The organism is Streptomyces sp. NPDC102451, from assembly GCF_044765485.1.
In the GTDB taxonomy this organism is placed as follows: Bacteria; Actinomycetota; Actinomycetes; order Streptomycetales; family Streptomycetaceae; genus Streptomyces.
This window is the reverse complement of sequence record NZ_JBIWKD010000007.1, coordinates 1-14,983: the sequence shown is the minus strand read 5'-3', so window position 1 is coordinate 14,983 and position 14,983 is coordinate 1. Positions and strand designations below refer to the sequence as shown.

Below are 14,983 nucleotides of genomic sequence, written 5' to 3'. Positions count from 1 at the left end.
CTACGCGGGCGGAGCCGCTTGCCTGTCGCACGTACCCCCGTGAGGTTCTTCTGCCCCGTACGTGTGGACGAACGCCAGGTCGCGAAGATTCCCGCCGGAGTCCCCAACCGGCCCCGAAAGGTCACGGAACGAAGAATTCCAGCCAACTGCCTTGTGTGGATGCACCGCGTTCGGCCAGGGGTTCTCTGTCGCTTTCGCGAATTTCTTCGCAGGGAATACCAGGACAACTGGTGAGCAACTCGGGGAAGAGTGGCCTGTAATCGTCCGGACACGTCTTCGAGTTACCGGTAGGTCAGTAGTAGGCTCACGCCGTTTGTTGACGGAACACCGGCCGACGCCCGACGGGCTGCGGCAGGAACACCCCGAAAACACCCCGAACGACCGGCAGGACCGGGCGACCGGAACCACCGGGACCGACACGACACCACCCCCGCGGTGCGGGGCCGAGCTGGGGGAGGCCATGCGCTTTCGCGGGAAGTCCATCCGCAGGAAGATCGTGGCGTTGCTCCTGGTGCCGCTCGCCTCCCTCACAGGTCTCTGGGTCTTCGCCACCTACGTCACCGGCCGCGAAGCCGGTGAGCTGATGGGCGCGAGCGCCATCGTGGAGCAGGTCGGCCACCCGCTGGAAGACACCATCCGTGCCGTCCAGGGTGAACGCCGCCAGACGCTCGTCTTCCTCGCCGACCCCCGGGCATCGGACGCCCTGCCCCTGCTGCGCCGCCAGCGGGCCCGGACCGACCAGGTCGTGGCCGAGGTCAGGCAGAGCGCGCAGAGCAAGGACATACGCGACAAGCTGAGCCCCGAGTCGGAGGCCCAGCTCGACTCGATCCTCAGCGAGGTCGACGGCCTGGACGCGCTGCGCGGGTCCGTCGAGAAGCGCACCATCGACCGGACCCGGGCCCTCGACTTCTACAACGGGCTCGTCGACCCCTGCTACCGCTTCCTGAACGGTCTCCACACGATGGAGAACGTGTCCATGGACAAGCAGGTCCGGGCCCTCGTCGGCATCTCCCGGGCCCGCGAGATGCTCTCGCGTGAGGACGCCCTGATCGCCTCGGGCCTCATCGCGGGGCGGCTCGGCGCCCCCGAGCTGCGCGTCGTCTCCGATCTCGCCGCCAGCCGCTCGCTCCTGTACGAGGTCAACCTCGAGCTCCTGCCGGAAAGCGAACGCGGGCGCATGGAGCAGTACTGGCGCAGCCCCGACACCGAACCGCTCCGCACGGCCGAGCAGCGGCTCATCGCGACGGGTCCGATCACCAAGCCGGGCGCCATCGACGCCGAGCGCTGGGAGGAAGTGGCCCCGCCGGTCCTGGAGCACCTGGCCAACGACGGCACCGAGATGTCCAACCGCTTCCAGGACCGCGCGGAACCCGCCGGCTACCGGGTCCTGATCCAGGCCGGTGTCGCCGGGGTCCTGGGCTTCGTGGCCCTGCTCGTCTCCGTCTTCGTCTCCGTACGCGTGGGACGCGAACTCGTCCGCGACCTCTCCCGGCTGCGCAAGGACGCGCATGAGGTGTCCGGGGTACGGCTGCCCAGCGTGATGCGGCGGCTCGCGGCGGGCGAGCAGGTCGACGTGGAGACCGAAGCCCCCCACCTCAGTTACGAGCGGGACGAGATCGGTCAAGTCGGGCAGGCCCTCAACACCCTTCAACGGGCCGCCGTCGAGGCCGCCGTGAAGCAGGCGGACATGCGCCGCGGGGTGTCCGAGGTCTTCGTCAACCTCGCACGCCGCAACCAGGTGCTCCTGCACCGCCAGCTGACGCTCCTGGACGCGATGGAGCGGCGTACCGAGAACGGCGACGAGCTCGCCGACCTGTTCCGCCTCGATCACCTGACGACCCGCATGCGCCGCCACGCGGAAGGCCTCGTGATCCTCTCGGGGGCGGCCCCGTCCCGGCAGTGGCGCAAGCCGATCCAGCTGATGGACGTGGTGCGCGCGGCCGTCGCCGAGGTGGAGGACTACGAGCGGATCGAGGTCCGCCGCCTGCCCCGCATCGGCGTGGGCGGCCCCGCCGTCGCCGACCTCACCCACCTGATCGCGGAACTGCTGGAGAACGCCACGGTGTTCTCGCCCCCGCACACCGCGGTGCAGGTCCACGGCGAACGCGTGGCCAACGGCTTCACCCTGGAGATCCACGACCGCGGCCTCGGCATGGCGCCCGAGGTCCTCCTGGACGCCAACCTGAGGCTCGCCGAGACACCCGACTTCGAGCTCTCCGACACCGACCGGCTCGGCCTGTTCGTCGTCAGCCGGCTCGCCCAGCGGCAGAATGTCCGGGTGTCGCTGCAGACCTCGCCGTACGGAGGGACGACCGCGGTCGTCTTCATCCCGGCGCAGCTGCTCACCGACGCCCCCGACACGCACGGCACCGGCTTCCGCCTCGACCGGCGGGCCGAGAAGGCCATCGGCAGCGGCCGGCCCGGCAGCGACGCGCCCGGCAGCGACAAGGCCCGCAGGGACGGGGTCGCGGACACGAGCATCCCGGGCAGGCCGGCAGGCCTCTCCCCGGTCCCCACCGGCCTCACGGACCCGTCCGTGCTCGACGGCCCCGTCGAACTCGAAGGCCCGGTGGGCACACTCGGGTTCACCGATCCGGCCCGGGACCGGGAGCTCGACCCGGCACTCGGCCCGGTCCTCGACGGCGTATCCGATCTGGAGGACACCGAGAGCGAGCGGGGCGGCATCTTCCGGGCCCGCGACCTGCGCAGGGAAGCCGACCGGGAACAGCACCAGCAGGCCTTCGACGCGACGGACGGCCGCTCGGCGGACGTCCGTCCGATGCGCCCCGCCGGCCCCGTCCCGCTGCCGCGCCGCAAGCCGCCGACCCTCGTCACCGGCCCGGGCCGCCGGATCGGCGACGGGGGCCGCTCCCATCCCGGTACGGCCGACGGTCCCGAGCCCCCCGCCGCCGCCGAGCCCGGCCCGTCCCCGGCCGACGAGGCCCCGACGCGGCTCAGGCCCGCGCCCCGGCCGACCACGCCGGACACGGTGGGCGGCCTTCCGCGCAGGGTCCGGCAGGCGAACCTCGCCCCACAGCTCCGGGAGGACTCCGCAGGACGGACTTCCGGCCACGCCCCCGCACTCACCGACGACGACCTCGAACGTGATGCGGACGAAGTACGCAATCGCATGGCTTCGCTTCAACGCGGCTGGCAGCGCGGACGTCGGCAGAACGCCGAGGACGAGACCGGCCCAGGCGATACAGCACCAGGAACCACTCCGGGAGGGGACGGTCCATGACCGCACCGAACGCCGCAGCACACGACGCCTCACGCCAGGGCTCCGGCGAACTCAACTGGCTCCTCGACGAACTGGTCGAGCGCGTCGCGAGCATCCGCAAGGCGCTGGTGCTCTCCAGCGACGGCCTCGCCACCGGCACGTCCCAGGACCTGACCCGCGAGGACAGCGAGCACCTGGCGGCCGTCGCCTCCGGGTTCCACAGCCTCGCCAAGGGCGTCGGCCGGCATTTCGACGCCGGCCGGGTCCGGCAGACGGTGGTCGAGCTCGACGAGGCCTTCCTCTTCGTCACGGCGGCGGGTGACGGCAGCTGTCTCGCCGTCCTGGCCGACTCGGACTCGGACGTCGGGCAGGTGGCGTACGAGATGACCCTCATGGTCAAGCGCGTGGGGGCGCACCTGGCCAACGCCCCCCGGACCACCGGTCTGCCCGCCGGAGGGTGAGGCGGGGGGATGAGCGCAGACTCCTTCCGGGACACCGCGCCCGGATCACCACCCACTCCGGCCGAAGCGGGCCCCTCGCGCTGGTACGACGCCGAAGCGGGGCCGGTGGTCCGGCCCTACGCGATGACCCGGGGGCGTACCAGCAGCGCGTCCCGTCATCGTCTCGACCTGATCGCGATCGTCATCCCCGAACCGGCGGCCGACGATCCCGGCCGGGACCAGACGCTCTCCCCGGAACACGTGGAGATCGTCGAACTGTGCAGCGACATGCCCCAGTCGATCGCCGAACTCGCCTCCGGGCTGGACCTCCCCGTCGGGGTGGTCCGTGTCCTGGTCGGTGACCTCGTCGAGGACGAACTGGTGCACGTCACCCGTCCCGTTCCGCCGGCCGAGCTGCCGGACGAGAGCATTCTTCGCGAGGTGATCAATGGCCTTCGGGCGCTCTAGCCGCAGGAAGCGGCCCGTCGAGCCCGTTACCCTGAAAATCCTGGTGGCGGGCGGCTTCGGCGTGGGCAAGACGACGCTGGTGGGCGCGGTCAGCGAGATCAGACCGCTGCGCACGGAGGAGAGGCTGAGCGAGGCCGGCCGTCCCGTCGACGACGTGGCGGGGGTCGAGAGCAAGAGCACCACCACGGTGGCGATGGACTTCGGCCGGATCACCCTGCGCGAGGACCTGGTCCTCTATCTGTTCGGGACACCCGGGCAGGACCGTTTCTGGTTCCTCTGGGACGAGCTGGCCCAGGGAGCCCTGGGCGCTGTGGTCCTGGCGGACACCCGGAGGCTGGAGGACTGCTTCGCGGCGGTCGACTACTTCGAGCGCCGGGCGATCCCGTTCACGGTCGCCGTCAACCTCTTCGAGGGCGCCGAGCAGTTCCCCACCGAGACGGTCCGGGCCGCACTCGACCTCGACCCCGAGGTGCCGGTGCTGCTCTGCGACGCGCGCGACCGTGCGTCCGTACGGGATGTGCTCGTGGCGGTCGTGGAGCACGCCATGGTGCGTGCCGACCGGCTCCGGGAACCCGCCACGACCTGACGGCGGAGCCGTCGCACGTGACGCGGCCCGTACCCCCGCCGACCGGGGTACGGACCGCGCGTACGGTGCGGGGGGCAGCGGGCGTGGAAGGAGTCTTCACCCGGGGTGACGACCCGTCAACCCCGTGCGCGCAACCCGGTTTCACGGGTTCTCGGCGAGCCATTCGGCCGCGGTCCTGGCCAGCTCCTGGTCCCGTCCGGCGAGCATCATCCGGATCATCTGCACGTCACCGCGCAGCGACCACGCGGGATGCCCGAACGTCGCCGGATTGTTCCTCTCGATGAGGAAGTGCGCGGGCCACGCGGTGCCGTATCCGATCAGGGGCAGGGCCAGGGCGTACCGCTTCCGGCCCCGCGCCAGACCGTACGCCGTGACCGCGAGACCGGTCAGGGTCCCGGTCAGATGGACCCATCGCGTCGCCGCCCTTGAGTGCATGGCGACGTAGTAGGGCCAGAACTCCTCGTACGAACCGAACGTCTGCTGTGACATGAAGGCACCGTAATCGTTCAGCCGGCAACCGGATACGGCAGTTCCGCGTCCGATAAGGAGAACGGGCGGCCGGAGCCCACGGGGGTGGTCCCGGTCGCCCGTTCTCCCTAGTTCTCCGCCCGGGTCGTCAGTGCCCCGCCACGGAGCGCCTGGCCACCGGGAAGTCGAAGTACGTCTCCGGGAAGAGCTCGGGCTTGTACGTGAAGTGCCACCACTCCTCGGCCAGGTTCACGAACCCCAGACCGGTCAGCGTCTCCTTGAGGAACTGCCGGTTGGCGCGCTGTGCTCCCCGCACCCGCGGGTCGTCCGTGTGCGACAGGGTGTCGAAGCAGTCGTACCCCGTCCCCATGTCCACCGAGTTGTCGGGGAAGCGCTCGCCCTTGGGCCCGTAGCACGGAGCCAGCTTCTCGCCCGGCACGTACGGCCTGGTCGGCAGCGCCGGCAGCTTCACCAGGGTGAGGTCCACCGTGCTGCCCCGGCTGTGACCGGATTTCTCCGCGATGTAACCGTCCTCGAACAGCCGCGTCTTGTCGACCGACGGAAAGAACTCCCCCTTCATGGTCTGGTCGTCGAGATCCTCCGCCCAGCGGACGAAGTGGTCCACGGACCGCTGCGGCCGGTAGCAGTCGTACACCTTGAGCGAGTACCCCTGACGCAGCAGGCTCCGCTGGGCGGTGCGCAGCGCACGGGCGGCGGGCCGGGTCAGGATGCAGACGGGCTGCCGGTAGCCGTCCACCGGCTCTCCCATGAAGTTGTGCGCGGTCGTGTAGCGCATCTCCGTGATGATCGTCGGATCGACGGAGCGGAGGTCGACGAACTGCGGGGGAGCCTTCGGTTCGGGGCGGGCCGCCGCCACCGGGGCGGCGGCGGTCACGGCGAGCAGAGCGGCGCCTGCGGCGGCCAGGGCACGGAGAAGACGAACAGTTCCTGTCATGGGCACACCGTCTATCAGCTCCGGGGCCGCAGGAGAAGAGTGATCGGATACAGTCCCGCCCGTGAAGGACTCCCACTGCGGCAACTGCGGGGCCCCGTACGCCACCGACACCTGGCCCCGCACCTGCACGGCCTGCGGCCACACCGCCTACCGCAACCCGCTGCCCGTAGCCGTCGCCCTGCTGCCCGTCACCGGACCGCACCCCACCGGCCTCCTGGTCATCACCCGCACCATCGAGCCGCACCGGGGCGGCATCGCGCTGCCCGGCGGCTACATCGACCAGGACGAGGACTGGCGCCACGCCGTCGTGCGCGAGCTGCGCGAGGAGACCGGCATCCGGGCCGACAAGACAGACGTACGCCTCGCCGACGCCCTGAGCTCCCCGGACGGCCACCTCCTGGTCTTCGGGCTGCTCCCGCCGCGCCCCGCCGCGGAATTCCCGCCCTCCGGACCGACGGACGAGACCTCGGGGTACGACGTGCTGCGCACCCCTGACACGCTCGCCTTCCCCCTGCACACCCAGGCCGTACGCTCCTGGTTCGACGGCGCCTACGGCTGAGCCGGCAGCCCCCGCACCCGGACCGGATACGGAACCAGCCCCTCCGCACCGTCCCGCTCGACCACCACGCGCCCGGAGCTGAGCCGCGACGTGTAGCGCTCCACCTCCGCCCGCTCCCACCCGTCGCCCACGTCCCGTACGACCAGCCCGCCGCCGGTACGCCCCACGGGCGGAGCCCACACCTCCAGTTCGAGGCCACCCTCCGCGCCCCGCACCGGGATCACCGCACCGGCCCGCGCCAGCACCGGAATCCGTGACAGCGGCGCCTCCACCACCACCTGGCCCGGTCCCTCGTACGCACGCCCGGTCGCCGTGTCGTACCACCGCCCGCGCGGCAGCCGCACCGGTCTGCGGTCCGCCCCCTCCGACAGCACCGGCGCGACCAGCAGCGCGTCACCCAGCAGGAACGCGTCCTCGCAGTCCCGCAGCGCACGGTCCCCCGGCGCGCCCCACCACACCGGCCGCACATACGGCGCACCGGACAGCCGGGCCAGCTGCGCCAGCGTCACGAAGTACGGGAGCAGCCGCTCCCGCTCCTCCAGCGCCCGCCCCGCATGCGTGAGGACCTCCGGCCCGAACTCCCACGGCTCCCGACGCCCCGCGTCGATGGCCGCATGGGTACGGAACAGCGGCATGTACGCGCCCAGCTGGAACCAGCGCAGATACAGCTCGGGCGACGGCGACCCGTCGAACCCGCCGACATCGGGCCCCGAGTACGGCACCCCGCAGAGCCCGAGCCCCAGCACCAGCGCCAGCGACGCCCGGAGCCCCGGCCACCCCGTGGCCACATCACCGGACCAGGTGCCGCCGTACCGCTGCATCCCCGCCCACCCCGAACGCGAGAACAGGAACGGCCGCTCGTCGGGGCGCAGCCGGCACAGCGCCTCGTACCCGGACCTCGCCATCGCCAGGGCGTACACGTTGTGGGCCTCCCGGTGGTCCCCGCCCCGGCCCTCCAGTGAGTGCCGGGACGAAGGCGGCAACGACGGATCACCGAACGCCGAGAACGACACCGGCTCGTTCATGTCGTGCCACACCCCGGCGAACCCCTGGCCGAGCCGCTCCTCGTACAGCCCACCCCACCACTCGCGCACCAGCGGATCCGTGAAGTCCGGATAGACGCACTCACCCGGCCACACCTCACCCAGCACCGGAGCGCCCTGCGGATCCCGGACGAACGCACCCTCCGCACCGACCTCCAGACCGCCGGCGAACACCGCGTTGCCCGCCGACGCCTTGACCGCCGGATCGACGATCGACACCAGCCGCACGCCGTCCTCGCGCAGCTCCTTCGCCAGCCGGGGGAGATCGGGGAACCGCTCCCGGTCGACCGTGAACACCTGGTGCGCGTCGTAGTGGTCGATGTCCAGATGCAGCACCGACAGCGGCAGCCCCCGCTCCCGGTACCCGGCCGCGATCCGCCGCACCTCCTGCTCGCTGCCGAACCCCCAGCGCGCGTGCTGCGGGCCCAGCGCCCACGACGGCGGCAGCGCGGGCGCCCCCGTCAGCTCCGTCCAGCCCCGCAGCACCCTGGCCGGCGTCCCCACGACCACCCAGCAGCGGAGCGGTCCTCCCTCCATCCGCACCTCGCACGCGCCCGGCCGGTCGTGCCCCGACCCCTCACCCTCCTCGCCCTCCTGCAGAGTCACCCGCCCCGCCCAGGAGTTGTCGTGGAACGCCAGATGGGTCCCCGCGTCCGAGACCACCAGCTGCACCGGCATCGTCAGATACAGCGGATCGTCCCCCGGCCCGAAACGGCCGCCCGGATCGGTGTTCCACAGCCGGTACGTGCCCTCCCGCAGCCTGGGCCCGGAGGCCCGCCCGCCCAGCCCGAAGAACCGGGCGTCGGCCGGCACCTCGGACCGCTGCACCCACCGCGCGGGACCGCCCGCCACCGGCTCCCACCAGCGCGGCGGCAGCTCCCGGCGCAGCAGCACACCGCCAGGCGTACGCAACTCCAGCGCCCCGTGCCGCGACACGGCGACCGTCAGCCGCTCCGACACCACCTGCCAGCCGCCGTTCTTGTCCGGCTCCAGCCGCGCCCGCGTATCGGCCTCCGGCTCGTCTCCCGGCAGGGCGTACGAAGGCAGCGGCCCGGCGTCGTCCCACGACCAGAACACCGCACCACCGACCGCCACCCTGACCCGCAGCCGCGAACGCGCGAACCGCACGACCCCACCGCCCGGCCCGGGCTCCGCACCGATCAGGAGCCCGGGCACACGGGCCCGCTCCGCACCGCGCGGCGCCAGCGCCCGCGCATCCGCCCGCCGGCGCCGCCAGGCCGAGCGGACCGTACGCATCCCCTGTACGGAGCCGACCATTTTCACCGAGCGCACCAGGTCACGACCATCCATGCGGGCCACCCTGCCATCCGGCCGGACGGAAGCGTGCTCCGTTCAGCATCCGTTCACCTGTGGCTTCACCACACAGCCGGACACGCAGCCATGGCAGGGGAACCCTGGTGCACAGGACGATCACATGGCATCGTCCGTAACAGCCGTTCACGCGCACACCCCAGCCCGTGCGCGCGAGCACGCAGACCCCGCGTACACCCCGAAAGGCCAGGGAGCCTCCATGACCTCAGCAGCCGGCGAAGCCCCCCTCTGGCAGCCCGAACCCGAGCGCGTCGAGGCAGCGGCCGTCACCCGCTTCCAGCGATGGGCGGCCGGACGCTACGGTGCACCCGCCGACGGAGGCTACGCGGCTCTGCACCGCTGGTCCGTCGACGAACTCGACACCTTCTGGCAGGCCGTCGCCGACTGGTTCGACGTCCGCTTCTCCACCCCGTACGAAGCAGTCCTCGGTGACCGCACCATGCCCGGCGCCCAGTGGTTCCCCGGCGCCACCCTGAACTACGCCGAGCACGCCCTGCGCACGGCCGACGACCCGCTCCGCGCCGACGCCCCCGCCCTGCTGTACGTCGACGAGACCCACACCCAGGTCGCCGTCAGCTGGTCCGAACTCCGGCGCCAGACAGGCTCACTGGCCGCCGAACTCCGCGCGCTGGGCGTCACCCCCGGCGACCGGGTCAGCGGATACCTCCCCAACATCCCCCAGGCGGTCGTCGCCTTCCTCGCCACCGCCGCGGTCGGCGCGGTCTGGACCTCCTGCGCCCCCGACTTCGGCGCCCGCAGCGTCCTGGACCGCTTCCAGCAGGTCGAACCCGTCGTGCTGTTCACCGTCGACGGCTACCGCTACGGCGGCAAGGAGCACGATCGCACCGGCACCGTCGCCGAACTCCGCCGTGAACTCCCCACCCTGCGCGGAGTCGTCCACATCCCGCTCCTCGGCACGGACGCGCCCGAAGGCGCCCTCGAATGGTCGGCGCTCACCGCCTCCGACACCGAACCGGTCTTCGAGCAGGTCCCCTTCGAGCACCCGCTGTGGGTGCTGTACTCCTCCGGCACGACCGGACTCCCGAAGGCCATCGTCCAGTCCCAGGGCGGGATTCTCCTCGAACACTTCAAGCAGATCGGGCTGCACTGCGACCTCGGCCCCGACGACCGGTTCTTCTGGTACACCTCCACCGGCTGGATGATGTGGAACTTCCTCGTCTCCGGCCTGCTCACCGGCACCACCCTCGTGCTGTACGACGGCAGCCCCGGCTACCCGGACGTCCAGGCCCAGTGGCGCGTCGCCGAACAGACCGGCGCGACCCTCTTCGGCACGTCGGCCGCCTACGTCATGGCCTGCCGGAAGGCGGGCGTCCATCCGGCCCGCGACCACGACCTCAGCCGCGTCCAGTGCGTCGCCACCACCGGCTCCCCGCTCCCGCCCGACGGCTTCCGCTGGCTGCACGACGAGTTCACCGGCGCCGGTGCAGACCTGTGGATCGCCTCCGTCAGTGGCGGGACCGACGTCTGCAGCTGCTTCGCCGGCGCGGTCCCCACCCTGCCGGTCCACATCGGGGAACTCCAGGCCCCCTGTCTCGGCACCGACCTCCAGTCCTGGGACCCCGCAGGCAAACCGCTCACGGGCGAGGTCGGCGAGCTCGTCGTGACCGCGCCCATGCCCTCCATGCCGGTCCGCTTCTGGAACGACCCGGACGGCAGCCGCTACCACGACAGCTACTTCGACATGTACCCCGGCGTCTGGCGCCACGGGGACTGGATCACCCTCACCGACCGAGGCTCGGTCGTCATCCACGGCCGCTCCGACTCCACCCTCAACCGGCAGGGCGTCCGGATGGGGTCCGCCGACATCTACGAGGCGGTCGAGAGGCTCCCCGAGATCCGCGAATCCCTCGTCATCGGCCTCGAAGAGCCGGACGGCGGCTACTGGATGCCCCTGTTCGTCCACCTCGCCGAGGGCGCCACCCTCGACGACGGACTCCGCGACAGCATCAAACGGACCATCCGCGAGAACCTCTCCCCGCGTCACGTACCCGACGAGGTCATCGAGGTACCCGGCATCCCGCACACCCTGACCGGCAAGCGCATCGAGGTTCCGGTCAAGCGGCTCCTCCAGGGCACAGCCCTTTCCAAGGCGGTCAACCCGGGCTCCGTCGACAACCTCGAACTCCTCCGCTTCTACGAGGACCTCGCCCGCGCCCGCCACTGAACCACCCGCCGGACCGGCCGTTGTCAGTCCCCTTGATTACGCTGAGTGAGCATCGATCGACAGCGCACAGGGGGACTCATGGCGCACATCAAACAGACCGAACGCAGCCGGCGGCGCGCCGGAACGACCATGCGACGCGCACTGCGCCGCGAAGCACCCAGCACCGTCGGCCTCCTGGTCGACGCCGAGGACTTCGCGGCCATGCGCCACTACCGGACCTTCACCTTCGAGGACCACGCCGTCTACCTGCAACAGGTCGAAGGCCTGCTGCGGACACTAGCCGCGCAGGGAATGCACACCACCGTCGCCCTCTTCGACCCGGAGGACTACGCGGAGTTCTGCGCCGAGTCCGGACTGGAACCCGACGAACGCACGAGCCGCAGCCGCTTCACCGCCGAGATCGCCGCAGCGGGCGCCACCGTGGCCTACACCGGCCAGCCCATCGACACGTTGATCCCGCTGCTCGTCTCACGAGCGGTCCGGCGAGCGACATGGGAGTACGCCACGATGCTGCTGGCGGGCCTCGGCGACTGCGTGGACTGCGGACAGGACATCGGCCGGGCCGCCTTCGACCGGGCGTCCCACCTGCTGATGCGTCTGCTGGACACGGCGGGCCCGGGCACCCACCACATCGTCTGCAGCACACCCACGGAGAACGAGCAGCTCCTCGCCGTCCTCCACACCACCCGGGACACCGAGGGCCCGGCCCACCTCGCCTCGTCGGAAGGGGCGGAGTTCGCCACCGTGCTCGCCGTGGGGGTCGCTCTCGAGACCCAGGGAGGCGTCGTCCTGCGCACCTCGGCTCCCGACGCCCCGGACCGGGTGCACGGCTGGCGTCTGCACCGGGGAGGCCTCCTCCCGCTCACCGCGGGCGAGGTCTTCAGCGCCTACTGCACCGACGCCGACACCGGTGAACCCGTGTCGCCGGAATCAGGCGTCGAGTACTGCGCGGGATTCGACATCGGCGCCGACGAACCGGAGGAGCACCACTGACAGACCGAAGGGGTCCCCGCCGGAACCGGCGGGAACCCCTTCACATCCGACCGCCCTCGGCGGACGGCATCACTCGCCCGACAGCACCGCCTGCGCCGCGAGCCGCGCCTCGTCGGCGGAGTCCGCCGCACGCGCGGCGGAGGCGGCGCGCTCGCACTGCGCGAGCGTGTGCTTCGCCAGCGTCGCCCGTACATAGGGAATGGACGCCGCACCCATCGACAGGGAGGTGACACCCAGGCCGGTCAGCACGCAGGCCAGCAGCGGGTCCGACGCGGCCTCGCCGCAGACACCGCAGCTCTTGCCCTCGGCCCTGGCAGCCTCGGCCGAGAGCGCGACCAGGTCGAGCAGCGCGGGCTGCCACGGGTCCTGGAGACGCGACACGGCCCCCACCTGACGGTCGGCCGCGAAGGTGTACTGCGCCAGGTCGTTGGTGCCCAGCGACAGGAACTCCACCTCCTGCAGGATCGAGCGGGCCCTGAGCGCGGCGGACGGGATCTCCACCATCGCCCCGAACTTCGCCTGCAGCCCGGCCTCGCGGCAGGCGTCCGCGAACGCCTTCGCGTCGGCGCGGTCGGCCACCATCGGGGCCATCACCTCGAGGTACACCGGCAGACCCTCGGCCGCCCTGGAAAGGGCGGTCAGCTGGGTCCGCAGCACATCGGGGTGGTCCAGCAGACTGCGCAGCCCACGCACACCCAGCGCGGGGTTCGGCTCGTCGGCCGGCGTCAGGAAGTCCAGCGGCTTGTCGGCACCGGCGTCCAGCACCCGCACCACGACACGCCCCTCGGGGAACGCCTCCAGCACCGCGCGGTACGCCGCGATCTGCTTCTCCTCGGACGGCGCCTGCTTGCTGTCGTCCAGGAAGAGGAACTCCGTACGGAACAGCCCGACGCCCTCGGCACCGGCCTCCAGCGCCGCCGGAACGTCACCGGGACCGCCGACATTGGCGAGCAGCGGCACCTTGTGGCCGTCGGAGGTGGCACCGGGACCGGTCACGGCCGACAGCGCGGCCTTACGGGCGGCGGAGGCACTCTCCATCTCGGCGCGCTTCTCCTGGCTCGGCTCGACGAAGATCTCGCCGGTGCTGCCGTCGACCGCCACGACCGTGCCCTCGGCGATCTCACCCGCACCCGGGAGGGCCACGACGGCAGGCACTCCGAGCGCCCGCGCGAGGATGGCGCTGTGGCTGGTGGGCCCGCCCTCCTCCGTGACGAAGCCGAGCACCAGCGTGGGGTCGAGCAGGGCCGTGTCGGCGGGAGCCAGATCACGCGCGATCAGCACATAGGGCTCATCGCTGTCGGGGACACCCGGCATCGGGACACCGAGCAGCCGCGCCACGATCCGGTTCCGTACGTCGTCGAGGTCGGCGACGCGCCCCGCCAGGTACTCCCCGGCGTTGGCCAGCAGTGCCCGGTACGCGGCGAAAGCGTCGTACACGCCACGCTCGGCGGTGCTCCCGACAGCGATACGACGGTCGACATCGGCGATCAGCTCAGGGTCCTGCGCCATCATGGCCTGGGCCTCCAGCACGTGCTGTGCCTCGCCCCCCGCCAGATTGCCGCGCGCGATCAGGTCGGCCGCAACAGCCTCCACGGCCTGGCGGGCACGCCCCTGCTCGCGCTCGGCCTCGTCCGCGGGAATCTGTTTGGCCGGCGGTTCGAGCACCGCCGTCCCCATGTGCCGAACCTCGCCGATCGCCACACCGTGGCTCACGCCGACGCCTCGCAGCGTTGTCTCCATTTCACCCGTCTCCGATTGTGCGGTGGCCGTGCCACCGCGGTGGATTCCCGAACTGGCTGGTTACTGCGCCGAGGGTGTCACTGCCAGCCGAAGAGAGTGTCGCCGACCTTCACGTCGCCGTCCTCACGGACCTCGGAGAGGGACTCGGCGGTGGCTTCCAGGGCCACGACCGGGCAGATCGCCGACTTGCCGGCGGCCTCGACGCCTGCCGGGTCCCAGCGGACGATGCCCTGACCGCGGGTCACCGTGTCCCCCTTGTTCACGAGGAGCTCGAAGCCCTCGCCGTTGAGCTGCACGGTGTCGATCCCGAGGTGGGTCAGCACGCCGTGGCCCTGGTCGTCGACGACGACAAAGGCATGGGGGTGGAGGGAGACGACGATCCCGTCGACCGGGGAGACGGCCTCGGAGGGCTCGCGCACGGGGTCGATGGCGGTACCGGGACCCACCATCGCTCCGGAGAACACGGGGTCGGGAACCGCGGTGAGTCCGATGGCGCGGCCGGCAAGAGGGGACGTCACTGTGGTCATGGAGAGCCTCCCAGAGGTGGGGATCCGGATGTCACCGCCACGACTGAAGGAGGGCGGCTTACTGGTCAGCAGCGTAAGTCATATGAAGTCCCGGTTCCGCCCGAGAGCTACCGGTTGGCCGACCTAGAGGTGCACCGCGAACGATTTGCCTCGCCTCACGGCGGCCTGTATTGTCGTATCCCTGCCTGGCCCCCACACGACTTCGAGTCGGGGACCGGCAGCGACTCCCAAGCCCAGACTCTAACCTCTTCTGATTGTGCTCTCGCATGCTCGCGAGACCCCGGTCAAAGGGACGGGAAAAGGCCTGATAGAGTCGGACTCGCCGGAAAGGGAAACGCGAAAGCGAAGAACTGGAAAGCGAATCAGCAGTATCCCGCTTCGGCCGGGAATCGGACACGAAAGAGTCTGATAGAGTCGGAAACGCAAGAACGAAGGGAAGCGCCCGGAGGGGCCCGGTGAAACGGGAC

General features: G+C 71.3%; 12 protein-coding genes. 7 read left to right on the top strand and 5 right to left on the bottom strand.

Annotated elements, in window-relative coordinates; genetic code table 11:
• The first annotated feature begins 460 nt into the window (after positions 1-460).
• Genes ACIRD8_RS17780 through ACIRD8_RS17765 form a run of 4 tightly spaced genes read left to right on the top strand, consistent with a single transcriptional unit; the run spans position 461 to position 4,714 of the window.
• On the top strand, positions 461-3,241 hold the full coding sequence (locus tag ACIRD8_RS17780) for a nitrate- and nitrite sensing domain-containing protein (RefSeq protein ID WP_403992802.1): 2,781 nt from the start codon (positions 461-463) through the stop codon (positions 3,239-3,241).
• Entirely contained in the window at positions 3,238-3,681 is a 444-nt protein-coding gene (locus ACIRD8_RS17775) for a roadblock/LC7 domain-containing protein (protein WP_403991900.1), read from the top strand. The genes ACIRD8_RS17780 and ACIRD8_RS17775 overlap by 4 nt, the downstream gene beginning before the upstream one ends.
• 9 nt (positions 3,682-3,690) lie before the next feature.
• Positions 3,691-4,128, top strand: a complete 438-nt coding sequence (locus ACIRD8_RS17770) for a DUF742 domain-containing protein (protein WP_403991897.1) — start codon at positions 3,691-3,693, stop codon at positions 4,126-4,128.
• Positions 4,109-4,714 carry a GTP-binding protein gene (locus tag ACIRD8_RS17765; RefSeq protein WP_403991894.1) on the top strand — a complete coding sequence of 202 codons (606 nt, stop codon included), beginning with the start codon at positions 4,109-4,111 and terminating at the stop codon, positions 4,712-4,714. The genes ACIRD8_RS17770 and ACIRD8_RS17765 overlap by 20 nt, the downstream gene beginning before the upstream one ends.
• Before the next feature lie 141 nt (positions 4,715-4,855).
• Here the strand turns inward: ACIRD8_RS17765 and ACIRD8_RS17760 are convergent, their stop codons facing one another.
• Together ACIRD8_RS17760 and ACIRD8_RS17755 are read right to left on the bottom strand one after the other, a co-directional pair.
• Positions 4,856-5,203 (bottom strand): Mpo1-like protein, encoded by a 348-nt coding sequence (locus tag ACIRD8_RS17760; protein WP_403991891.1) that lies wholly within the window; start codon positions 5,201-5,203, stop codon positions 4,856-4,858.
• Positions 5,204-5,330: 127 nt separating this feature from the next.
• Entirely contained in the window at positions 5,331-6,137 is an 807-nt protein-coding gene (locus ACIRD8_RS17755) for a M15 family metallopeptidase (protein ID WP_403991888.1), read from the bottom strand.
• 61 nt (positions 6,138-6,198) lie between these two features.
• Here ACIRD8_RS17755 and ACIRD8_RS17750 point away from each other — a divergent pair, with 61 nt between their 5' ends.
• Positions 6,199-6,696: an NUDIX domain-containing protein gene (locus tag ACIRD8_RS17750; RefSeq protein WP_403991885.1), complete on the top strand. Its 498-nt coding sequence runs from the start codon at positions 6,199-6,201 to the stop codon at positions 6,694-6,696.
• Here the strand turns inward: ACIRD8_RS17750 and ACIRD8_RS17745 are convergent.
• The gene (locus tag ACIRD8_RS17745) at positions 6,687-9,050 is read right to left on the bottom strand and encodes a glycoside hydrolase family 31 protein (RefSeq protein WP_403991882.1); all 2,364 of its coding nucleotides are present in this window, start codon (positions 9,048-9,050) and stop codon (positions 6,687-6,689) included. The two genes, ACIRD8_RS17750 and ACIRD8_RS17745, sit on opposite strands and share 10 nt — an antisense overlap.
• 220 nt (positions 9,051-9,270) lie before the next feature.
• On the opposite strand from ACIRD8_RS17745, the gene ACIRD8_RS17740 reads away from it, so the two are divergent.
• Both ACIRD8_RS17740 and ACIRD8_RS17735 read left to right on the top strand, forming a co-directional pair.
• Positions 9,271-11,256: an acetoacetate--CoA ligase gene (locus ACIRD8_RS17740; RefSeq protein WP_403991880.1), complete on the top strand. Its 1,986-nt coding sequence runs from the start codon at positions 9,271-9,273 to the stop codon at positions 11,254-11,256.
• A 78-nt stretch (positions 11,257-11,334) separates the two neighbouring features.
• The gene (locus ACIRD8_RS17735; protein WP_403991877.1) at positions 11,335-12,249 is read left to right on the top strand and encodes a hypothetical protein; all 915 of its coding nucleotides are present in this window, start codon (positions 11,335-11,337) and stop codon (positions 12,247-12,249) included.
• Between the two features lie 69 nt (positions 12,250-12,318).
• Here ACIRD8_RS17735 and ptsP read toward each other — a convergent pair whose 3' ends face one another.
• Entirely contained in the window at positions 12,319-13,989 is a 1,671-nt protein-coding gene (ptsP, locus tag ACIRD8_RS17730) for a phosphoenolpyruvate--protein phosphotransferase (RefSeq protein ID WP_403991874.1), read from the bottom strand.
• Between the two features lie 77 nt (positions 13,990-14,066).
• On the bottom strand, positions 14,067-14,516 hold the full coding sequence (locus ACIRD8_RS17725) for a PTS glucose transporter subunit IIA (protein ID WP_099176981.1): 450 nt from the start codon (positions 14,514-14,516) through the stop codon (positions 14,067-14,069).
• Positions 14,517-14,983: the final 467 nt, after the last annotated feature.

Excerpts from the sequence above, each read along its gene's own strand:
- ACIRD8_RS17780 (WP_403992802.1), top strand. The coding sequence starts at position 461 with ATGCGCTTTCGCGGGAAGTCCATCCGCAGGAAGATCGTGGCGTTGCTC.
- ACIRD8_RS17775 (WP_403991900.1), top strand. The coding sequence starts at position 3,238 with ATGACCGCACCGAACGCCGCAGCACACGACGCCTCACGCCAGGGCTCC.
- ACIRD8_RS17770 (WP_403991897.1), top strand. The coding sequence starts at position 3,691 with ATGAGCGCAGACTCCTTCCGGGACACCGCGCCCGGATCACCACCCACT.
- ACIRD8_RS17765 (WP_403991894.1), top strand. The coding sequence starts at position 4,109 with ATGGCCTTCGGGCGCTCTAGCCGCAGGAAGCGGCCCGTCGAGCCCGTT.
- ACIRD8_RS17760 (WP_403991891.1), bottom strand. The coding sequence starts at position 5,203 with ATGTCACAGCAGACGTTCGGTTCGTACGAGGAGTTCTGGCCCTACTAC.
- ACIRD8_RS17755 (WP_403991888.1), bottom strand. The coding sequence starts at position 6,137 with ATGACAGGAACTGTTCGTCTTCTCCGTGCCCTGGCCGCCGCAGGCGCC.
- ACIRD8_RS17745 (WP_403991882.1), bottom strand. The coding sequence starts at position 9,050 with ATGGATGGTCGTGACCTGGTGCGCTCGGTGAAAATGGTCGGCTCCGTA.
- ACIRD8_RS17740 (WP_403991880.1), top strand. The coding sequence starts at position 9,271 with ATGACCTCAGCAGCCGGCGAAGCCCCCCTCTGGCAGCCCGAACCCGAG.
- ACIRD8_RS17735 (WP_403991877.1), top strand. The coding sequence starts at position 11,335 with ATGGCGCACATCAAACAGACCGAACGCAGCCGGCGGCGCGCCGGAACG.
- ptsP (WP_403991874.1), bottom strand. The coding sequence starts at position 13,989 with ATGGAGACAACGCTGCGAGGCGTCGGCGTGAGCCACGGTGTGGCGATC.
- ACIRD8_RS17725 (WP_099176981.1), bottom strand. The coding sequence starts at position 14,516 with ATGACCACAGTGACGTCCCCTCTTGCCGGCCGCGCCATCGGACTCACC.